Annotated in this window: 16 protein-coding genes; 9 read left to right on the top strand and 7 right to left on the bottom strand. The window is 44.3% G+C overall.

Translation table 11 applies throughout. The features are described from left to right. The first annotated feature begins 46 nt into the window (after positions 1 to 46). Entirely contained in the window at positions 47 to 256 is a 210-nt protein-coding gene (locus H9628_RS08220; protein ID WP_251833642.1) for a KTSC domain-containing protein, read from the top strand. A gap of 95 nt (positions 257 to 351) precedes the next feature. Here H9628_RS08220 and lpdA read toward each other — a convergent pair whose 3' ends face one another. Then, complete coding sequence (lpdA, locus tag H9628_RS08225; RefSeq protein ID WP_251833643.1) at positions 352 to 1,755, bottom strand: dihydrolipoyl dehydrogenase; 1,404 nt, start codon at positions 1,753 to 1,755, stop codon at positions 352 to 354. Positions 1,756 to 1,976: 221 nt separating this feature from the next. Here lpdA and H9628_RS08230 point away from each other — a divergent pair, with 221 nt between their 5' ends. From H9628_RS08230 to H9628_RS08240, 3 genes are read left to right on the top strand one after another with little or no spacing between them, the layout of a single operon-like run. Beyond that, positions 1,977 to 2,432, top strand: a complete 456-nt coding sequence (locus H9628_RS08230; protein WP_251833644.1) for a DUF1569 domain-containing protein — start codon at positions 1,977 to 1,979, stop codon at positions 2,430 to 2,432. A 28-nt stretch (positions 2,433 to 2,460) separates the two neighbouring features. Continuing rightward, positions 2,461 to 2,874 (top strand): hypothetical protein, encoded by a 414-nt coding sequence (locus H9628_RS08235; protein ID WP_251833645.1) that lies wholly within the window; start codon positions 2,461 to 2,463, stop codon positions 2,872 to 2,874. Between the two features lie 4 nt (positions 2,875 to 2,878). Then, complete coding sequence (locus tag H9628_RS08240) at positions 2,879 to 3,325, top strand: VOC family protein (protein ID WP_251833646.1); 447 nt, start codon at positions 2,879 to 2,881, stop codon at positions 3,323 to 3,325. A gap of 193 nt (positions 3,326 to 3,518) precedes the next feature. Here H9628_RS08240 and H9628_RS08245 read toward each other — a convergent pair whose 3' ends face one another. The 4 genes from H9628_RS08245 to H9628_RS08260 all read right to left on the bottom strand — a co-directional run bounded on the left by H9628_RS08245 (position 3,519) and on the right by H9628_RS08260 (position 7,744). Continuing rightward, the gene (locus H9628_RS08245; RefSeq protein WP_251833647.1) at positions 3,519 to 4,733 is read right to left on the bottom strand and encodes an acetyl-CoA C-acyltransferase; all 1,215 of its coding nucleotides are present in this window, start codon (positions 4,731 to 4,733) and stop codon (positions 3,519 to 3,521) included. Positions 4,734 to 4,801: 68 nt separating this feature from the next. Further along, positions 4,802 to 5,809: an alpha/beta fold hydrolase gene (locus tag H9628_RS08250; RefSeq protein WP_251833648.1), complete on the bottom strand. Its 1,008-nt coding sequence runs from the start codon at positions 5,807 to 5,809 to the stop codon at positions 4,802 to 4,804. Positions 5,810 to 5,830: 21 nt separating this feature from the next. Then, positions 5,831 to 6,601, bottom strand: coding sequence for a tryptophan-rich sensory protein (locus H9628_RS08255; RefSeq protein ID WP_251833649.1), 771 nt, complete (start codon positions 6,599 to 6,601; stop codon positions 5,831 to 5,833). Positions 6,602 to 6,646: 45 nt separating this feature from the next. Next, complete coding sequence (locus H9628_RS08260) at positions 6,647 to 7,744, bottom strand: MBL fold metallo-hydrolase (protein WP_251833650.1); 1,098 nt, start codon at positions 7,742 to 7,744, stop codon at positions 6,647 to 6,649. A gap of 154 nt (positions 7,745 to 7,898) precedes the next feature. On the opposite strand from H9628_RS08260, the gene H9628_RS08265 reads away from it, so the two are divergent. Continuing rightward, entirely contained in the window at positions 7,899 to 8,327 is a 429-nt protein-coding gene (locus H9628_RS08265; RefSeq protein ID WP_251833651.1) for an SRPBCC family protein, read from the top strand. Between the two features lie 178 nt (positions 8,328 to 8,505). Here H9628_RS08265 and tatC read toward each other — a convergent pair whose 3' ends face one another. Further along, positions 8,506 to 9,324, bottom strand: coding sequence for a twin-arginine translocase subunit TatC (tatC, locus tag H9628_RS08270; RefSeq protein ID WP_251833652.1), 819 nt, complete (start codon positions 9,322 to 9,324; stop codon positions 8,506 to 8,508). Between the two features lie 114 nt (positions 9,325 to 9,438). Then, complete coding sequence (locus H9628_RS08275; protein WP_251833653.1) at positions 9,439 to 10,398, bottom strand: KpsF/GutQ family sugar-phosphate isomerase; 960 nt, start codon at positions 10,396 to 10,398, stop codon at positions 9,439 to 9,441. A 185-nt stretch (positions 10,399 to 10,583) separates the two neighbouring features. Between H9628_RS08275 and recQ the strand changes: the two genes are divergently transcribed. The 4 genes from recQ (at position 10,584) to H9628_RS08295 (ending at position 17,175) form a co-directional block, all read left to right on the top strand. Beyond that, positions 10,584 to 12,782 carry a DNA helicase RecQ gene (recQ, locus tag H9628_RS08280; protein ID WP_251833654.1) on the top strand — a complete coding sequence of 733 codons (2,199 nt, stop codon included), beginning with the start codon at positions 10,584 to 10,586 and terminating at the stop codon, positions 12,780 to 12,782. A 26-nt stretch (positions 12,783 to 12,808) separates the two neighbouring features. Beyond that, positions 12,809 to 13,054, top strand: a complete 246-nt coding sequence (locus H9628_RS08285; RefSeq protein ID WP_251833655.1) for a hypothetical protein — start codon at positions 12,809 to 12,811, stop codon at positions 13,052 to 13,054. 346 nt (positions 13,055 to 13,400) lie between these two features. Further along, positions 13,401 to 14,480 (top strand): glycosyltransferase, encoded by a 1,080-nt coding sequence (locus tag H9628_RS08290; RefSeq protein WP_251833656.1) that lies wholly within the window; start codon positions 13,401 to 13,403, stop codon positions 14,478 to 14,480. A 148-nt stretch (positions 14,481 to 14,628) separates the two neighbouring features. Further along, positions 14,629 to 17,175 carry an adenosylcobalamin-dependent ribonucleoside-diphosphate reductase gene (locus H9628_RS08295; protein ID WP_251833657.1) on the top strand — a complete coding sequence of 849 codons (2,547 nt, stop codon included), beginning with the start codon at positions 14,629 to 14,631 and terminating at the stop codon, positions 17,173 to 17,175. Positions 17,176 to 17,328: the final 153 nt, after the last annotated feature.

Genomic DNA, 17,328 nt, shown 5'->3' on the forward strand with positions numbered 1-17,328 from the left:
CGCAAAGGTATGAAATCTAAAGGAACAGAAATTGTAGAATCACGGCATGCCTTCCTCCGTAATCCGAAAATATTTTTACAAACCTGAGCTCGAAATTCTGCGCATCATCTATGTTTCGGGCGCAGTGTACGATTATTTGGATGTTCCGCAGGAAGTTTTCGAGGAATTCCGGGCTGCGTTTTCAAAAGGTACCTATTTAAATAAAATCATTAAACCAAAATACCGCTATGAAAAACGGGATGATATCAATTTTTAAAAACAATAAAGAGAAGCCGAAACTTCTCTTTATTTTTTGCCTATACGACAGCCAAATCTGTCCCTACTTGGCTCCTTTCACTTTTTACTTTGTTCTTACATATGCAACGCAATCTTACCCGTTGCGTCCAGCGCCGCTTCCTTAATAGCTTCTGCGAATGTTGGGTGTGCGTGAGACATGCGCGAGATATCTTCCGCTGAAGCGCGGAACTCCATTGCTGTAACCGCAGCAGCGATCATATCTGCTGCTCTTGCGCCAATCATGTGAACGCCTAAGACCTCATCGGTTTTTTCGTCTGCAATGATTTTGATGAAACCTTCGATATCACCTGAGGCACGGCTTCTGCCAAGCGCTCTCATAGGGAAATTACCGACTTTTATTGCAACACCTTCTTCTTTCAGTTGCTCTTCGGTTTTACCTACGGCCGCAACTTCTGGCCATGTATAAACCACGCCCGGAATCAGGTTGTAATTGATGTGCGGTTTTTGTCCGGCAAGCTGCTCAGCTACCAAAACGCCTTCTTCAGAAGCTTTGTGCGCCAGCATTGCTCCGGCTACTACATCACCGATCGCATAGATATTCGAAACATTGGTTTGAAGATGTGCATTTGTCTTCACTCTGCCTCTCTCATCAAGGTCCACACCTGCTTTTTCAAGCCCAAGACCTTCTGTATAAGGTTTTCTTCCAACAGAAACCAAAACATAATCACCTTCTACAACTACTTCAGCACCTTTTTTGTCCTTTGCGGTAACTTTCACCGAATCTCCGTTTCTTTCAACAGCCTGAACTGCGGTTGAAAGCATGAATTTGATACCCTGCTTTCTCAGAACTTTATTAAGCTCTTTTGATAGTGCACCGTCCATCGTTGGGATGATTTTATCCATAAACTCAACCACGGTAACCTCTGAACCAAGTCTTTTATACACAGAACCAAGTTCCAATCCAATCACTCCACCTCCGATCACAACAAGATGTTTCGGAATTTCTTTAAGCTCCAATGCTTCGGTTGAGGTGATCACACGCTCTTTATCCAGGCTGATGAAGGGCAACGAACTTGGTTTCGAGCCGGTTGCGATAATGATATATTTTGAATCGATGATTTCCGATGAACCGTCCTTTTTAGTTACTTTAACCTGCGTAGAAGATTCAAAACTACCTACACCTTCAAAAACGGTGATCTTATTTTTGTCCATCAGGAACTGGATTCCTTTAGTCGTTTGGTCCACCACTTCGTTCTTACGCGCGATCATACGGGCAAGGTCGGCTTTCGGCTCATCGATGATGATACCGTGGCTGGCAAAATTATGTTTGGCATTCTCGAAATGTTCCGAACTGTCCAGCAAAGCTTTTGACGGGATACAGCCCACGTTCAGACAGGTACCGCCCATCGTTGGATATTTCTCAATAATTGCGGTCTTCAAACCCAGTTGCGCACAGCGTATTGCAGCAACATATCCTCCAGGTCCTGAACCGATAACGGTAACATCGAATTGACTCATTGTTATTTTTATTTGTATTTAAACGTTAGCTTTAAGTGTCGCGAATTTACGAAAATTTTGCCTTTGGCTTTAGCCTTTAGTACTTTAAATATATTTAATGACAGGCCGCAAAACACCAGACTTTTAGAACAACATTGAAGTGCTGTATTTAATTAAAATTCGGTACGCCCATTTCTTTAAACTTAATTTTTAAATACATTTGTTGAAATAAATCTTCCCGCATGCAAAATATTTTCGATGCCTCCACTGCGCAGTATTACATCGCGAGAATCAACAAACTTACACCGGAAAGCAGCCCAAATTGGGGCCAGATGACCGTAGATCAAATGTTGGCGCACCTTAACGTGGCTTATGAGCTGGCATTCGAACCTCAAAAGTTTAAGAAAATGGGCGGCATTGCGAAGTTTATCATGAAGAATTTCGTAAAAGCGAAGGTAGTAGGTGAAAAATCTTACCCGCATAACGGTCCTACCAGCCCACTTTTCAAAATTGCCGGCGAAAAAGATTTCGAGGCTGAAAAGAAAAGACTCATCGGTTACATCCAAAAAACACAGCAACTGGGCCGCGAGGCTTTTGACGGTAAAGAAAACCATTCATTTGGCGAACTTACCGCGCAGGAATGGAATAATATGTTCGCCAAACATTTAAACCATCATCTTCAGCAATTTGGCGTTTAAAAAGTACAACCCTAAAAAACTACAACCTATGTTAAGAAAAATTGCAGCCGTTATCGCAGGCATCATTGTCACTGCAGTAGTACTGGGAATTGTACAGTGGCTCGGTCGGCAGGCCTACCCGCCGCCAATGGGCGCTGATCTCAACGATACAGAATCTTTGAAAAACTATGTGGAGACCGCGCCGTTCATGGCGTTGTTCTTCGTCATTTTATCCTACGCCGCCGGCGCGTTCTGCGGTGGCTTCACAGCAACTAAAATTGCGCGCGACAGCAGTCGTGCACCCGCATTTATCATCGGTGCGCTCTTCGCACTTATTTCAATCTACATGATGCTTACGCTGCCCACACCATTTTGGTTCTGGGTTCTGGGCCTTGCGTCCTGGGGGCTCGTAATGGCCGGCCGATCGTTGGCACGAAGCACCACTTCACTTCAAAAAAACTAAAAAAATGGCACAAATTAACGCCTATTTGACATTCGACGGTAACTGCGAAGATGCATTTCTATTCTACAAATCCGTTTTTGCCGGTGAGTTCGGCCAATTTTCACGCTTCGGCGATATGCCCGCGCAGGACGGTCAGCAGATGCCCGAAGAACTCAGAAACAGAATCATGCACGTCTCGCTTCCAATTTCGCAGGAAACCCTTTTGATGGGTTCTGACACCAATGCGGACCCGAACGGCGATTTTACACCAGGAAACAATTTTTCGCTTTCCATAAACACAGATTCGCGCGAAGAAGCAGAGCGCATTTTCTACGGGCTGGCCGAAGGTGGCAACATTACAATGCCGCTCGCTGACACCTTTTGGGGCGCGTACTTCGGCATGTGGACGGATAAATTCGGCATCAAGTGGATGGTCAATTATGACGAACCCGCAACTTCGAAACACATTTAAATTTCGATTGAGGAGCTACCAAATTTTAGCTTCTTCCGAAAAGCATACCCGCTTTCCGCTATATCCCGCCTCGGCGGCGATGCCGCTTCAATCGGGGCTAAAAGTTAGGGACGAGCACCTTTCCCCAGGATTAATTTAGAATAACAAAAGCCGGAAAATTTCCGGCTTTGCTTTTCATATTTTAAAGACATTCTTAAACGGCAGGATTCTCTAAAACCACCGCATATCCCTGCCCTACACCCACACACATCGTGGCTAAAGCATAGCGCTTTCCGGTTTTGGAAAGCTCCAGCGCTGCCGAATAAGTGATACGCGTACCACTCATACCAAGCGGATGACCCAATGCAATGGCGCCACCATTCACATTTACACGTGGATCATCGTCGGCAATTCCAAGTTCCATCAGGCAGGCGATACTTTGCGCAGCAAAAGCTTCGTTCAGTTCGATGATATCAATCTCGTCCAAAGTCAGCCCTGCGCGTTTCAGCGCCAGTTTGCTCGCTTCCACCGGCCCGATTCCCATGATGCCGGGTTCAGTTCCGGTCACTGCAGATGCGACAATTTTAGCCAGGGGCTTTAAGGAATATTTATTTATTGCTTCACCAGACGCGACAATCACTGCGGCCGCACCGTCATTCAAACCCGAAGCATTACCCGCCGTCACCGTACCGTTTTCTCTTAAAAACGCGCCCCGCAGATTACCTAAAATTTCCATATTCGACGCCGGTTTCAGAAACTCATCTTTTTCAAAAAAGACCGTTTCTTTTCGGCCTTTCGGGACCGCCACCGCGGATATTTCTTCCGCCAACCTTCCTTTATTCTGCGCTTCTGCAGCTTTCAGCTGAGAGTTCAGCGCGAAAGCATCCTGTCTTTCTCGGCTTATTTCGTATTTCTGGGCAAGGTTTTCAGCCGTTTTACCCATGGCTTCGGTGCCGTACATATCTTCCATCTTAGGATTGATAAAACGCCAGCCAAAACTTGAGTCGTACATTTTCTGGTCAGTCGCAAAAGCGTTTTCTGCTTTTGAAATCACGTAAGGCGCCCGGGACATTCCTTCCACACCACCCGCAATGAAAAGGTCACCATCCCCAGATTTTACAGCTCTCGCGGCGTGCACTATCGCACTCATGCCTGAAGCGCAAAGGCGGTTTACGGTTTCACCTGGAACGCTCACCGGTAGGCCAGCAAGCAACAAAGCCATTCTGGCAACATTTCGGTTGTCTTCACCTGCCTGGTTTGCGCAGCCGATGATGACGTCATCCACTTTATCAAAAGGAAAATCCGGATTTTTATCGATCAGATTTTTGATGACATTTGCCATGAGGTCATCCGTGCGGAGGGGTGAAAGGCTTCCTTTAAAATTTCCGATGGCCGAGCGTGTGCCGGATATGATGTATGCGTCTTCCATTATTAAATTTAAGTTTGTCGCGTAAAATTAAAATAAAAAGGCTTCCGCGGGAAGCCTTTAATCAAAAGTTATTTGATGAAATCAAGCAGTGGCTGGATAAAACGGCCAAAAACTTCGATATGTGGCGAATGCCCTACGTTTTCAAGCTCTACAAGCTTTGAACCTTTAATTTTTTGATGTGTTTGCTTGCCGAGATTCTGATACTGGCCCATCAAGGGCTGAATTTCTTTAGGCGCATTATTTTTTCCGATCGCCGTTCTGTCGCGGGTTCCGATTATAAGAAGAGTCGGGCTGGTAATTTTTTCAAAATCCTGCACCACAGGCTGCGTATAGATCATATCGGTTGTGAGCGCCGCATTCCATACTGTTATTGGAAAATCTTGGTGGATTGTCCAGCCCGCAAGTAAATTCAGCCACTTGTCATATTCCGGCTTCCATTTGCCGTCATAGTAATATTTTAGCTGATAATCCCTGTAAGAATCGTAAGTGTTTTTGAGCTCGGAAGTATAGAGTTTGTCGATGTTTTGGTAAGGAGAAAAATCCCGATAGTCTTCGAGGCCGATCGGATTCACAAGCACCAATTTATCAATATTCTCCGGATACATCACAGCCATTTTGGTGGCGAGCATTCCGCCCATCGAGTGTCCCAGAAGCGCAAACCGGTCAATTTTCAGCGAGTCAAGGATTGATTTCGTGTTTTCAGCTAACTGTTGGAAGCTGTATTGAAACTGAAGCGGTTTCGAAGACTTTCCAAAGCCAATCTGATCGGGCATGATCACGCGGAAACCTTCCTGCTGCAGGCGGATTGCGGTTTCTTCAAAGTAGTAGCCGTTAAAATTCTTACCGTGGAGCAGCACGATGGTTTTTCCGTTTGGTTTGGCAGGCAACACATCCATATAGGCCATTTTAAGTTTTTGCTGTTGATTTACAATACGCTTAAAATGAACCGAAAACGGATATTGTACCGTCGAAAGCTCAGCATCAAGTGGCTGAAGTTTACTAACGTCCTGCGCATAGACAGTTACATAAAAAAGAAGCGCAAGAAGCGTAAAAAATTTAAAATTCTGAATTTTCATATCCCACCAATTTACGAAAATCTATCGAGGCCCAAACGCTCTTCGTTTTAAAAGGAAGATGACGCTGCTGACCGCAATTATAAGTGCTGCCACAAGTGCTGCAGCATAAACGGTATAATTTATATCCTGATTTGAGACGGCGATTGCCACCAATGCCCAAACCGCGACCAACGCGAAAGCCAAAGCTCTTTTTTGCCAGGTCATGAATAGGTGAACAGCGACCGCAACTGTGATCATTATGACCGTCCATGCCTCTTCTGACAATCCGAAACCTTCCCAACCAATCTTCTGTAGCCACGACGCGGCCGCGGCGATCAATGCAACGCTGAGCCAACCTGCATAGATCTGGAACGGGATATTGATAAACCATTTTTCGGCACTTCCGCGGTAATATTTTAAAGCCTCAAGAACAATTACCATTAATGAAATGAATGCTGCGGCGAGTACAAGTACCGAAAGCCCCGTGTAGCCAAAAAGCCAGGTGACAATCCAGAGACAATTGGCGATACAGGAAACCACAAACCACCAGCCCATTCGGGTCACGAAGGTCTCACCTCCATTTTTTTCAGGTTTGAAGAGGCTTCTTCCGGTGTAGATCACGAACGCGAACAGTAAAATATAGATCAGGCCCCAAATTGAAAATGCATAGCCCGCGGGCGTGAACAGATTGTGGTATTCATCGGAAACATTGCCGATGGTTTTTCCGTTGAAAACCCCAGTATTACTTAAATAATTAAATAAAATGGTGAAAACTAACGCAATACCGTTAGCAATTTGTAATGTTCTGGTCATAGTGCTGGAATTTAACCATCACTGAAGTAAAAATCATTCCAAATTTTATCGGTATTTGTCCCACCAGCGCGGATAAACACGCGTATCCTCCTGCCAAATTACTTTCCCGCCTATTTCAGGTGTGATGATGCGTAGTTTTTCGGTGTTAAGTTCCATGATTTTATCTAATGGCTCCGTCCACGGGTGAGACGCCAATGCAAATTTGGAATTATGGACAGGGATCATGCGTTTCGCGTTGAGATCTTTCATCGCCTGAATATTTTCGCCGGGCAGGAAGTGGATATATCGCCAATCGCGGTTGTATTGGCCGTTTTCCAGGATTGCGAGATCAAAAGTACCGTACTTCAGGCCAATTTTTTTAAAGTGATCGTCATAGCCGCTGTCGCCACCGATGTAAATTGTTTGGGAAGGAGACTCTAACACAAAACTTGCCCAAATTGCCTTGTCGCGCCGCAGACCGCGCCCGGAAAAATGCCGCGCAGCTTCACAATAGATTTTGAAACCATTTTGCAAATCGGCACTTTCACCCCAATCGAGCTCGGTCATTATGTTCGTGTCATAACCCCAACTTTCCAGATGTTCACCGGTTCCGAGACCTGTGATGACGTGCTTTACTTTCGGTTTCAGTTCTTTTACCGTTTCAAAATCGAGATGATCCCAATGATCGTGCGTGATAATCAGGTAATCAAGCTCGGGGATATCCGCTGCTGAATAAATATCGCTGCCCGCAAATGCTTTTGTGGTAAATGAAACCGGCGAAGCGTTGCCGCTGAAAACAGGATCCACAAGAATTTTCTTACCGTCAAGCTGGATGTAATAAGACGAATGACCCATCCAGATAAAGACATTCTCATCGGGGCGAAGTGTATTCAGGTCGGTCTTTTTGAATTTGAATGGTTTGGACGGGCGCGTATTTTCTTTTTTGCCGAACAAAAGCCGAAACATCACTTCGGACATCGACGTATCTTCTGCAAACTGTGGTGTTTTATTAAGATTATCAAACCGGCCGTTTTTGTAATGAGGGGATTTCAGGATTCTTTCCAAACGTGCTCCCGAAGGGTGTTTTCCAAACTGCGACTGCGCGAGGAACAGTAAAGTGCCGGCCGTAAGCAGCATAAGGACGGCAATTATAAATACGATCATCTTCGGAAATCTCATTTTTGTTTAAAATAAAAAAAGCGGTTGCAAAATGCGGGCAAATTTACTTTAAAATAAGATACTGAATAAAGTCAGTTACAGATTGCAAGAAATGTTCACATATTTTGACTAATTTTAATAGACTTAAAAAACCAATATTATGCACGATAATATAGTTGTAAAACAAAAAATGGAGGCTCCGGTAGACAAGGTGTGGGCCGCGCTTACTGACAAAGACCAGATGAAGGAATGGTATTTCGACATCCCTGATTTTGAACTGGCTGAGCATGGCGAATTTAATTTTTTCGAGCCTGGTGATGGGAAGAAATTTCATCACCACGGCGAAATCCTGGAAGTGATTCCGAACGAAAAACTGAAACACACGTGGAGTTATCCGGAATTTTCTAAAGAAAAAACCATCGTTAAATGGCGTCTGGAGCAAGATGGGGACGGAACTCTCGTCACGCTGATGCATAAAGGCCTTGAAAACTTAAACCATCTTGGCAGTGATTTTCGCCGCGAAAGTTTTGAGGAAGGCTGGAACGAAATTGTAGGTACGGACCTGAAAGAATTTGTGGAGAAAAAGTAAGCGGATATTTCCTCTTTTTTTCAAAGTGAGAACTCTCAAAAGGTGTAGGTTCCGTGTTTGTAGCCCCGATGGAGCGGCCTGTCTGAGCTCTCCTGCTACCTGAAAAGGTGGCAGGAAGCGAGTAGCGACAGCGGGTACCCTTTGCGGAAACTGCGGAAACTGTGTTGCTCTTTAAAATTTAGATTCGCGGTGCGGCATCGCGCGCCTGAACTTTCTTGAAGGTGTATGTGCTCATCATGATGCTGAATTCATACAGCAAAAGCAGTGGCAATGCAGCCATCATCATACTCAGCACATCCGCCGGCGTGATGATTGCGGCCACCACCATGATCAAAACAATAGCATGGCGCCGGTAAGTACGCATGAAAACAGGTGTGAGGATGCCGATGGACGTGAGGAAATACACGATGACCGGGAAGAGAAAAACGACGCCCATCCCGAGCACGACCTGCAGGAAAAGTGCTGTATAATCACTCAGGTCAAATAACTGCGTGATTGATTCGGAAATACTGAAGAGTAAACCAAAGTTAATGGCGAAAGGCAGGATCAGAAAATAGCCGCAGAGAATACCGACCAAAAACAATATCCACACAAAATTGATCAGGAAAACCGAATTTTTTCTTTCATTCGGGTGCAGCGCCGGCGAAATGAAACGCCACAATTCCCAGATTATGTAAGGGAATGCCGCGACGAGACCACCAAAAATAGACACAGACATCATTACATTGAACTGCTGAAAGAGCTTTTTCTGCTGAACCGCAAAATGGTCGGGCAAAATGATGCTGTCATGACCTAAAAGTTCGCGCGAGAAGTGATTCACGACCCGAAAAGTAAAAAAATCGTTGCGCGTGGGCCCAAAGAAAATATGATCCATGATCCAGTTCACGTTCATACCAACGATTATTGCACCCAAGACAATCGCGATGAGCGAGCGGATGAGGTGGCCGCGCAGTTCGCCGATATGGCCCCAGAATGACATTTCTTTCTTTACGCTCACGGAAAAATTATTTTTGAGATGATTTCATTTAATACAGCTGCTGAAAAGCGCTGCGAAATTACTGAATTATCTGCAAAATCAGATGTTGCACGGGAAGAGGTTTTTGGCAGAGAGTTACGCAATACCTTCATCTAAAAGTTTGTGGATATCGATGATGCCGTAATATTTTCCGTGTTCGGTAACAATCAGCTGGCCGATATTGTTGCTTTTCAGGATCTGCATCGCTTCTTTTGCGAGCGCGTTTTTGTCCACCGCTTTCGGATTTTTACTCATGATGTCTCCCGCACGTACTTTTGAAAGATTCTGCTGACTCAGCAACATCCTGCGAAGATCACCGTCTGTGATTACGCCTAAAATTTCATCATGCTCAGCCACGACGGTAACCCCATGCGTGGAGCTGCTGATGGAGATTATTATTTCCCGAATGCCGACATCGGCTGCGACCTGAGGTTTTTGGATGGATAAAAACTGCTCCACTGTAGCCGTAAGATTTTTCCCAAGTGCACCACCGGGATGAAACTTTGCGAAATCGCTTTCTTTAAAGCCGTTGATTTCCATCAGACACACCGCAAGCGCGTCTCCGAGCGCCATCTGAACTGTAGTGGAACTTGTAGGAGCGAGTTTTATAGGACACGCTTCTTTTTCCACGGAAGTGTCCAGCACAACATCTGAGGCTTCTGCCAGTTTAGAATGTAAATTTCCGGTCATCCCGATCAATGCTGAGGAATACTGTTTCAGAAAAGTCAGTAGGTTTACGATCTCCGGTGAGTTGCCTGAATTCGATATACACAGCACCACATCATTTTTCTGGATGACGCCTAAATCCCCGTGCAGCGCTTCGGATGCATGCAGAAACTGCGCCGGTGTGCCGGTAGAATTCAGCGTTGCCACTATTTTGTTGGCGACATGTGCCGATTTTCCGATGCCCACGATGATTAGTTTGCCATTGCTCCCGTTGATTGTTTCAATGGCTCTAAGGAAGCTCTCTCCCAGTCGGTTTTTTAGACTTTGAAGTTCGATAATTTCGGTCTCAAGTGCTTTACGGGCAAGATTTAGAATAGACTCGTCGTTCATATTTAAAATTTAAAATCAGGTGCCGCGGAAAACTTAATTTTCGCTGCCGGGCACCGATTTTTTTTATTCTGATTATTATTTTTTAACTTTGAGTAATATGCAAATTTAGCAAACTAATTCATTCCGTCTGTCAGTGATGAAAAGGAGAATTAAAATGAAAAAATGCATAAAATACCTTGAGACAAATGAAAAACAATACCGCCGATATACAGCAACAACTTAAGAAGTATTTCGGTTTTTCAACCTTCAAAGGACAGCAGCAGGAAATCATCAAGAGTCTTCTCGAAGGCAACGACATATTTGTATTGATGCCAACCGGCGGCGGAAAATCGCTGTGCTATCAACTGCCGGCACTTATTTCGGAAGGAACTGCGATTGTGGTTTCGCCTTTGATCGCTCTGATGAAAAATCAGGTTGACGCCGTGAATGGGCTTTCTTCAGACGAAGGCGTGGCGCACGTGTTAAATTCGTCACTTAATAAAACCCAGATCAAGCAGGTTTTTGACGACATTCGTCGTGGAAGGACGAAGCTACTTTATGTGGCGCCGGAATCATTAATAAAAGAAGATTATCTGGAGTTTTTGCGCGAAGTGAAAATCTCGTTTGTAGCGATAGACGAAGCACACTGCATCTCGGAATGGGGACATGATTTCCGTCCGGAATACCGGAATCTAAAACTCATCATAGACAAAATTGCCGATGTACCTGTGATTGCGCTTACAGCTACCGCGACACCAAAAGTACAGGATGACATCCAGAAAACACTTGGCATGACGAACGCGCTGGTGTTCAAGGAAAGTTTTAATCGCCCAAACCTGTTTTATGAAGTACGACCTAAAGTAGATATTGACCGCGAGATCGTAAAATTCATCAACCGCTACAAAGGAAAATCCGGAATTGTATACTGTCTGAGCCGCCGCAAAGTGGAGGAACTTGCGCAACTCTTACAGGTCAACGGTATCAATGCACTACCCTACCACGCCGGTCTGGACCAAAAGACACGCGTGCTGAACCAGGATAAGTTTCTGATGGAAGAAGCCGACGTCATTGTGGCCACAATAGCCTTCGGAATGGGTATCGACAAACCTGATGTGCGTTTTGTGATTCATTATGACATCCCAAAATCGCTTGAAAGCTATTATCAGGAAACCGGACGCGCAGGCCGCGATGGTGGCGAAGGTTACTGTCTGGCATTTTATGACCCGAAAGATATTGAAAAACTTGAGAAATTTTTGGCTCAAAAACCCGTTTCGGAACGCGAAATCGGCCTACAGCTTCTGAATGAAGTGGTAGGTTACGCCGAAACTTCGATGAGCAGACGGCAGTACATCCTCTATTATTTCGGCGAACAGTTCGATCCGGTGAACGGTGCGGGCGCGCAGATGTGTGATAATTTCGCGAATCCCCCGGTTCTTAAAGATGCTACAAAAGAATTGAAACAGGTTTTGAGCCTTGTGAAAGACCTGGAAGAAAAATTTAAAACTAAAGATCTTATCTCTGTCATTGCAGGCAAAGAAAACTCCGTGACAAAATCTTATAAGCTTGAATTGCGGAAAGAGTTCGGTTTCGGCAAGGAACACGCGGAGAATTTCTGGAAAACGATCATCCGTCAGGCTACGGTGCAAAATTATCTGCAAAAGGACATCGAAACTTATGGTGTCTTAAAAATCACAGAAAAAGGTCAGAAAATAATTAACGGAAAAGATAAAACACCGTTCCTGATTGCCGAAGACCGCCAGTACGACCTCGCACAGACAAAAGCAGATTCTGAACAGTCTCAGCAGGGCAGCAGCATGGATGAAGTGCTTTTTTCCAATTTAAAGGAATTACGGGCAAGCGTCGGGAAGAAACACGGCGTTCCACCATACACTGTTTTCATGGATCCAAGTTTGGAGGACATGACGGTTCAATACCCTACTACTATTGAGGAAATGGCGAAAATATATGGTGTTGGCGAAGGCAAGGCCAAACGTTATGGAAAGGAATTCGTAGAGTACATAAGGAAGTACGTGGAAGAAAACGGCATCGAACGTAATGAAGATATGGTGATCAAGCAGGTGGCTAACAAATCTTCGCATAAAGTTTTCATCATACAAAGCACGGACAAGAAAATCGACCTGGAAGACATAGCAAAAGCAAAAAACCTTTCGATGGAAGATTTGCTGAAAGAAATGGAACGTATTGTTTATCAGGGTACTAAACTTAATATTGATTATTACATCGACGAGAATTTCGACGAAGACATTGTAGAAGGCTTCATGGAATTCATGAGTGAAAGCGAAAGTGACAGTATGAAGGTTCTACTGGCAGAATTTGGCGACGATCTAAGTGACGAGGAGGTAAGAATGCTTAGGATTAAATTTATTTCGGATGTAGCTAACTGATTCGTTTGACACAAAATAGCACAAAGATGGAAAACAACATGGAAACTTTAAAAACAGAAATCGCTGACTGGCTAAAATCACTTGAAGACGAATCTGTATTGCTGGAGATTTTAAGGATTAAAAACCGGATGGAAGTTCCGCAGGTGGCCGAAGAAACGACTGCGTATCCTGTAAAAGATGATTTTGATGAAAGGTTTGCGAACGGTATACCTGCAGAAGAAATGAGTAGAAGAACGCACGCCTATATCGAAAGTCTGCCCTTGAAAAAATGACTATTGTTTACCACGCTAGATTTGAAGCCCAAATTCACAATCTAATTGACATCTTGATTAATAAGGGCCTTGCCGTTGAAGAGGATTCGATTAAGTATGCTGAATAGATCTATGATTATATTGAAAACAATATTGGTCTGAAAAATGTCGGAAAAAGCAGTGGTAAATTAAAACACTCCGGCCATCATTATATAAAATACAAAGCCAACCAGCGCACGACCTGGTATTCTTTTACCGGAAAGCCGACCGCGTCCCCGTTAATCACATTCTCAACAACCATTCGCAGGAATATCCTGAACTTTTGTAGCTGCACGCAACACATTTTGAAAGTTTCTGCATAAACTTCATGAGCAAAACCTCAATAATTTTCATCCTTCCCGACCTTGAAACCGGCGGCGCTGAGCGCGTAATTACCACGATCGCGAATCATCTTCCGCGCGAACTCTTTGAACCAAAAATCCTGCTTATGAGGAAAGCAGGTGGCTATCTGAAACATTTGAAGGAAGACGTGGAAATCATCGACATCAAAACACAGAAAATGCGGTTTGCCTTAAAACCCATTCTGCTTGAAATCATACGCCGGAAACCGGACATCGTATTTTCCGGATATGGTGAAATAAACGCATACATCTCCCTGTTCATCCCGCTTTTTCCGAAAACTAAATTTATTGCGCGCGAAACAAACGTAGTTTCGGAACACGTAAAACGTCCGGAAATCCGGTTCTTTTACCGCTTTTATAATAATTTTCACCGCATCATTGCACAAAGCGATGATATGAAAACTGACCTCATCGAAAATTTAAGGATTGACGAGCATAAAATCGTCAAAATAAATAATCCGGTCGATTTTGATTTCATTAGAAGCCAAACGGAAAATGCGAAGAAATGCGAAAGTTTTAAACCCGATTTTAAAAATGTGGTGGCAATAGGCAATCTTTCTGCTAGAAAGGGTTTTGATAATTTGCTGAAAGTATTTTCACACCTTAAAAACGAAAAAATTCTATTGCATATCGTAGGAAATGGTCGCGATTATGCGTTGCTCCAGCACTTGAGGAGGCACCATGGCTTAGATAATGTCATTTTCCACGGGCAGCATGAAAACCCTTACCGCTTTCTTCTTTTCGCGGATCTTTTCGTGCTGTCTTCACGCTACGAAGGTTTTCCGAATGCACTTCTCGAAGCCGGCGCATGCGGCACATACGCGTTGGCAAATAACTGTCCGGGTGGGATTTCGGAAATTATCGAGCATCAAATCAACGGGGAAATACTTGACATCAACCAGCATGAGATTTTTGCAGGCCGAATCCGGGAACTTGTAAATCTGGAATTTGACCGCGAAACCATGCGCCAATCCATTGCAACACGATTTTCGAAGGATTTTATTATGTCTAAATACGAAAATTTAATATTAAATATAATAAAATAATCGTCACTGATTTTTCATTTTTGCAAACTTTTAGCTCTCTTTGAAAAATTAATTTATTAGTTATCAACGTTATAACAATTAAAATTTGTAAACTTTTTGCCTTGTGGAAATAATGTTCTACTTTTATTTAATTAATAAAGATAGATTTATGGATACACTGGAACTCGAGCACAAAGGCACAATTTATAGTTACGCGGATGCGTATGAATCAACATTACAGTACTTTAACGGCGATGATTTAGCTGCAAAAGTTTGGGTCAGCAAGTATGCGCTCAAAGATTCCGACGGCAACATTTACGAACGCACACCGGATGATATGCACCGAAGAATTGCGTCAGAGATCGCAAGAATTGAAGCCAATTATCCCAATGCTTTACCTGAAAATGAAGTTTTTGACCTGATTAAAAATTTTAAATACATCATCCCTCAAGGAAGCCCAATGACCGGAATCGGAAACGATTTCCAGATTGCTTCGCTGTCCAACTGTTTCGTGATCGGCAACGGCACGCAAAGCGACTCTTACGGCAGTATCATGAAAATTGATCAGGAGCAGGTGCAACTGATGAAAAGACGCGGCGGTGTGGGCCACGACCTGTCGCACATCCGCCCGAAAGGTTCCGCAGTGAAAAATTCGGCACTTACTTCTACGGGCTTGGTGCCATTCATGGAAAGATATTCTAACTCCACACGCGAAGTAGCCCAGGATGGCCGACGCGGCGCACTGATGCTTTCGGTTTCGATTAATCACCCCGATTCTGAAGATTTCGTGAATGCTAAACTTGAGCAGGGAAAGATTACGGGCGCCAATATTTCTGTGAGGATTGATGATGAGTTCATGAACGCGGTGGTAGCCAAGGAAAATTACATTCAGAAATACCCAATACACAGCCAAAATCCGAAGTTCGAAAAGGAAGTGAAAGCGACCGAGCTTTGGGATAAGATCATCCACAACGCCTGGAAATCTGCGGAACCCGGGATTCTTTTCTGGGACACGATCATCCGAGAGTCTTTGCCGGATTGCTATGCAGATCTGGGTTACGAAACGGTTTCCACGAATCCATGTGGTGAAATTCCGCTTTGCCCGTATGATTCGTGCAGACTTCTTGCGGTGAACCTGTTCTCGTATGTAGAAAATCCGTTTACCAAAAAAGCAAAATTCAATTTCGAACTTTTCAAAAAGCACGTCGGTTATGCACAAAGGATGATGGACGATATCATCGATCTTGAGATTGAAAAAATTGATGCGATTTTAGAAAAAATCGAGTCAGATCCGGAAGGCGACGAGATTAAGGCAACCGAAAGAAATCTTTGGATCAGCATCCGCAAAAAGACGATCGAAGGCCGCCGAACAGGTGTTGGGATTACCGCAGAAGGTGATATGCTGGCGGCTTTGAACATACAATACGGCAGCAAAGAAGGGAACGAATTTTCAACTTTAGTCCATAAGACATTGGCGCTGGCAGCCTACCGTTCGTCCGTTGAAATGGCAAGAGAACGCGGCGCATTCGCGATTTATGATGAGAAACGCGAGAAAAACAATCCTTTTGTTCAAAGAATTAAAGATGCAGATCCGGAATTGTTTGAAGACCTTCAAAAATTCGGCAGAAGGAATATCGCGTTGCTTACTATTGCGCCTACGGGCAGCACTTCGCTGATGTCTCAAACGACTTCCGGCATCGAACCGGTTTTCCTGCCTGTCTACAAACGTCGCCGCAAAGTGAATCCGAACGACCAGGAAGTCCGTGTAGATTTCGTAGATGAAGTTGGCGATCACTGGGAAGAATACATCGTTTTTCACCACCGTTTCAAGCAGTGGATGGAGGTGAACGGTATCGATACCGAGCGCAATTATACCCAGGAAGAAATCAACAAAATCATCGAGCAGTCGCCGTATTATAAGGCTACTTCGAATGACGTTGATTGGCTCAGCAAGGTGGAAATGCAGGGTGCAATCCAAAAATGGGTAGATCATTCTATTTCCGTAACGATCAACATCCCGAATGATGCAACAGAAGAACTGGTGAATCAGCTTTACATCAAGGCTTGGGAAGTGGGCTGCAAAGGCGTGACAGTTTACCGCGACGGTTCGCGTTCCGGCGTTTTGATTTCGAACGACGAAAAGAAAGAAGAATCTCCGGCCAGCACTGCATTTCCGAAAAAAAGACCTCAGATCCTGGAAACCGACATTGTGCGTTTCCAAAACAATAAAGACAAATGGATTGCCTTCATCGGTCTGATCGATAAAAAACCGTACGAAATCTTCACCGGACTGGCCGATGATGAAGAAGGTATCGCGCTGCCACGCTGGGTAAATGACGGGGTCATCATTAAAAACCGCGACGAAAACGGCAAATCACGCTACGATTTCCAGTTTAAGAATCTTCGTGGCTATAAAACTACAATTGAAGGGCTTTCGCATAAGTTTAATCCTGAATTCTGGAATTACGCCAAACTGATTTCGGGCACCTTGAGACACGGAATGCCGATTGAAAACGTAGTGGAACTGATCAACCGTCTCGAACTCGATTCCGAATCGATCAATAACTGGAAAGCTGGTGTAGCACGCGCCCTGAAGCGGTATATCGCCGACGGTACTGAGGCTGCCGGAAAATGCTCCAACTGCAGCTCCGACCAGGTGGTTTATCAGGAAGGTTGCCTGATTTGCAAAAACTGTGGCTCGAGCAAGTGCGGCTAAAACCAATCCAGAAAGTATATTTAAATAAAATCAAAATCCGTTTCCTCAGTGGAGGCGGATTTTTTTTATCGGAACATACAGCTTTAGGTTAATCAGCGGAATGTTTAAGGCCGCAGGCTAAACGATTACGTCCGCGACGTATAATTTTACGTC

This window comes from Kaistella pullorum (assembly GCF_014837035.1).
Classification (GTDB): domain Bacteria; phylum Bacteroidota; class Bacteroidia; order Flavobacteriales; family Weeksellaceae; genus Kaistella; species Kaistella rhinocerotis.

What these genes read in the sequence shown, in the direction of transcription:
- H9628_RS08220 (WP_251833642.1), top strand. Translation starts at nt 47, where the DNA reads ATGCCTTCCTCCGTAATCCGAAAATATTTTTACAAACCTGAGCTCGAA.
- H9628_RS08235 (WP_251833645.1), top strand. Translation starts at nt 2,461, where the DNA reads ATGTTAAGAAAAATTGCAGCCGTTATCGCAGGCATCATTGTCACTGCA.
- H9628_RS08290 (WP_251833656.1), top strand. Translation starts at nt 13,401, where the DNA reads ATGAGCAAAACCTCAATAATTTTCATCCTTCCCGACCTTGAAACCGGC.
- H9628_RS08295 (WP_251833657.1), top strand. Translation starts at nt 14,629, where the DNA reads ATGGATACACTGGAACTCGAGCACAAAGGCACAATTTATAGTTACGCG.
- H9628_RS08285 (WP_251833655.1), top strand. Translation starts at nt 12,809, where the DNA reads ATGGAAAACAACATGGAAACTTTAAAAACAGAAATCGCTGACTGGCTA.
- H9628_RS08260 (WP_251833650.1), bottom strand. Translation starts at nt 7,744, where the DNA reads ATGATCGTATTTATAATTGCCGTCCTTATGCTGCTTACGGCCGGCACT.
- lpdA (WP_251833643.1), bottom strand. Translation starts at nt 1,755, where the DNA reads ATGAGTCAATTCGATGTTACCGTTATCGGTTCAGGACCTGGAGGATAT.
- H9628_RS08255 (WP_251833649.1), bottom strand. Translation starts at nt 6,601, where the DNA reads ATGACCAGAACATTACAAATTGCTAACGGTATTGCGTTAGTTTTCACC.
- H9628_RS08240 (WP_251833646.1), top strand. Translation starts at nt 2,879, where the DNA reads ATGGCACAAATTAACGCCTATTTGACATTCGACGGTAACTGCGAAGAT.
- H9628_RS08230 (WP_251833644.1), top strand. Translation starts at nt 1,977, where the DNA reads ATGCAAAATATTTTCGATGCCTCCACTGCGCAGTATTACATCGCGAGA.
- H9628_RS08245 (WP_251833647.1), bottom strand. Translation starts at nt 4,733, where the DNA reads ATGGAAGACGCATACATCATATCCGGCACACGCTCGGCCATCGGAAAT.
- H9628_RS08265 (WP_251833651.1), top strand. Translation starts at nt 7,899, where the DNA reads ATGCACGATAATATAGTTGTAAAACAAAAAATGGAGGCTCCGGTAGAC.
- H9628_RS08250 (WP_251833648.1), bottom strand. Translation starts at nt 5,809, where the DNA reads ATGAAAATTCAGAATTTTAAATTTTTTACGCTTCTTGCGCTTCTTTTT.
- recQ (WP_251833654.1), top strand. Translation starts at nt 10,584, where the DNA reads ATGAAAAACAATACCGCCGATATACAGCAACAACTTAAGAAGTATTTC.
- H9628_RS08275 (WP_251833653.1), bottom strand. Translation starts at nt 10,398, where the DNA reads ATGAACGACGAGTCTATTCTAAATCTTGCCCGTAAAGCACTTGAGACC.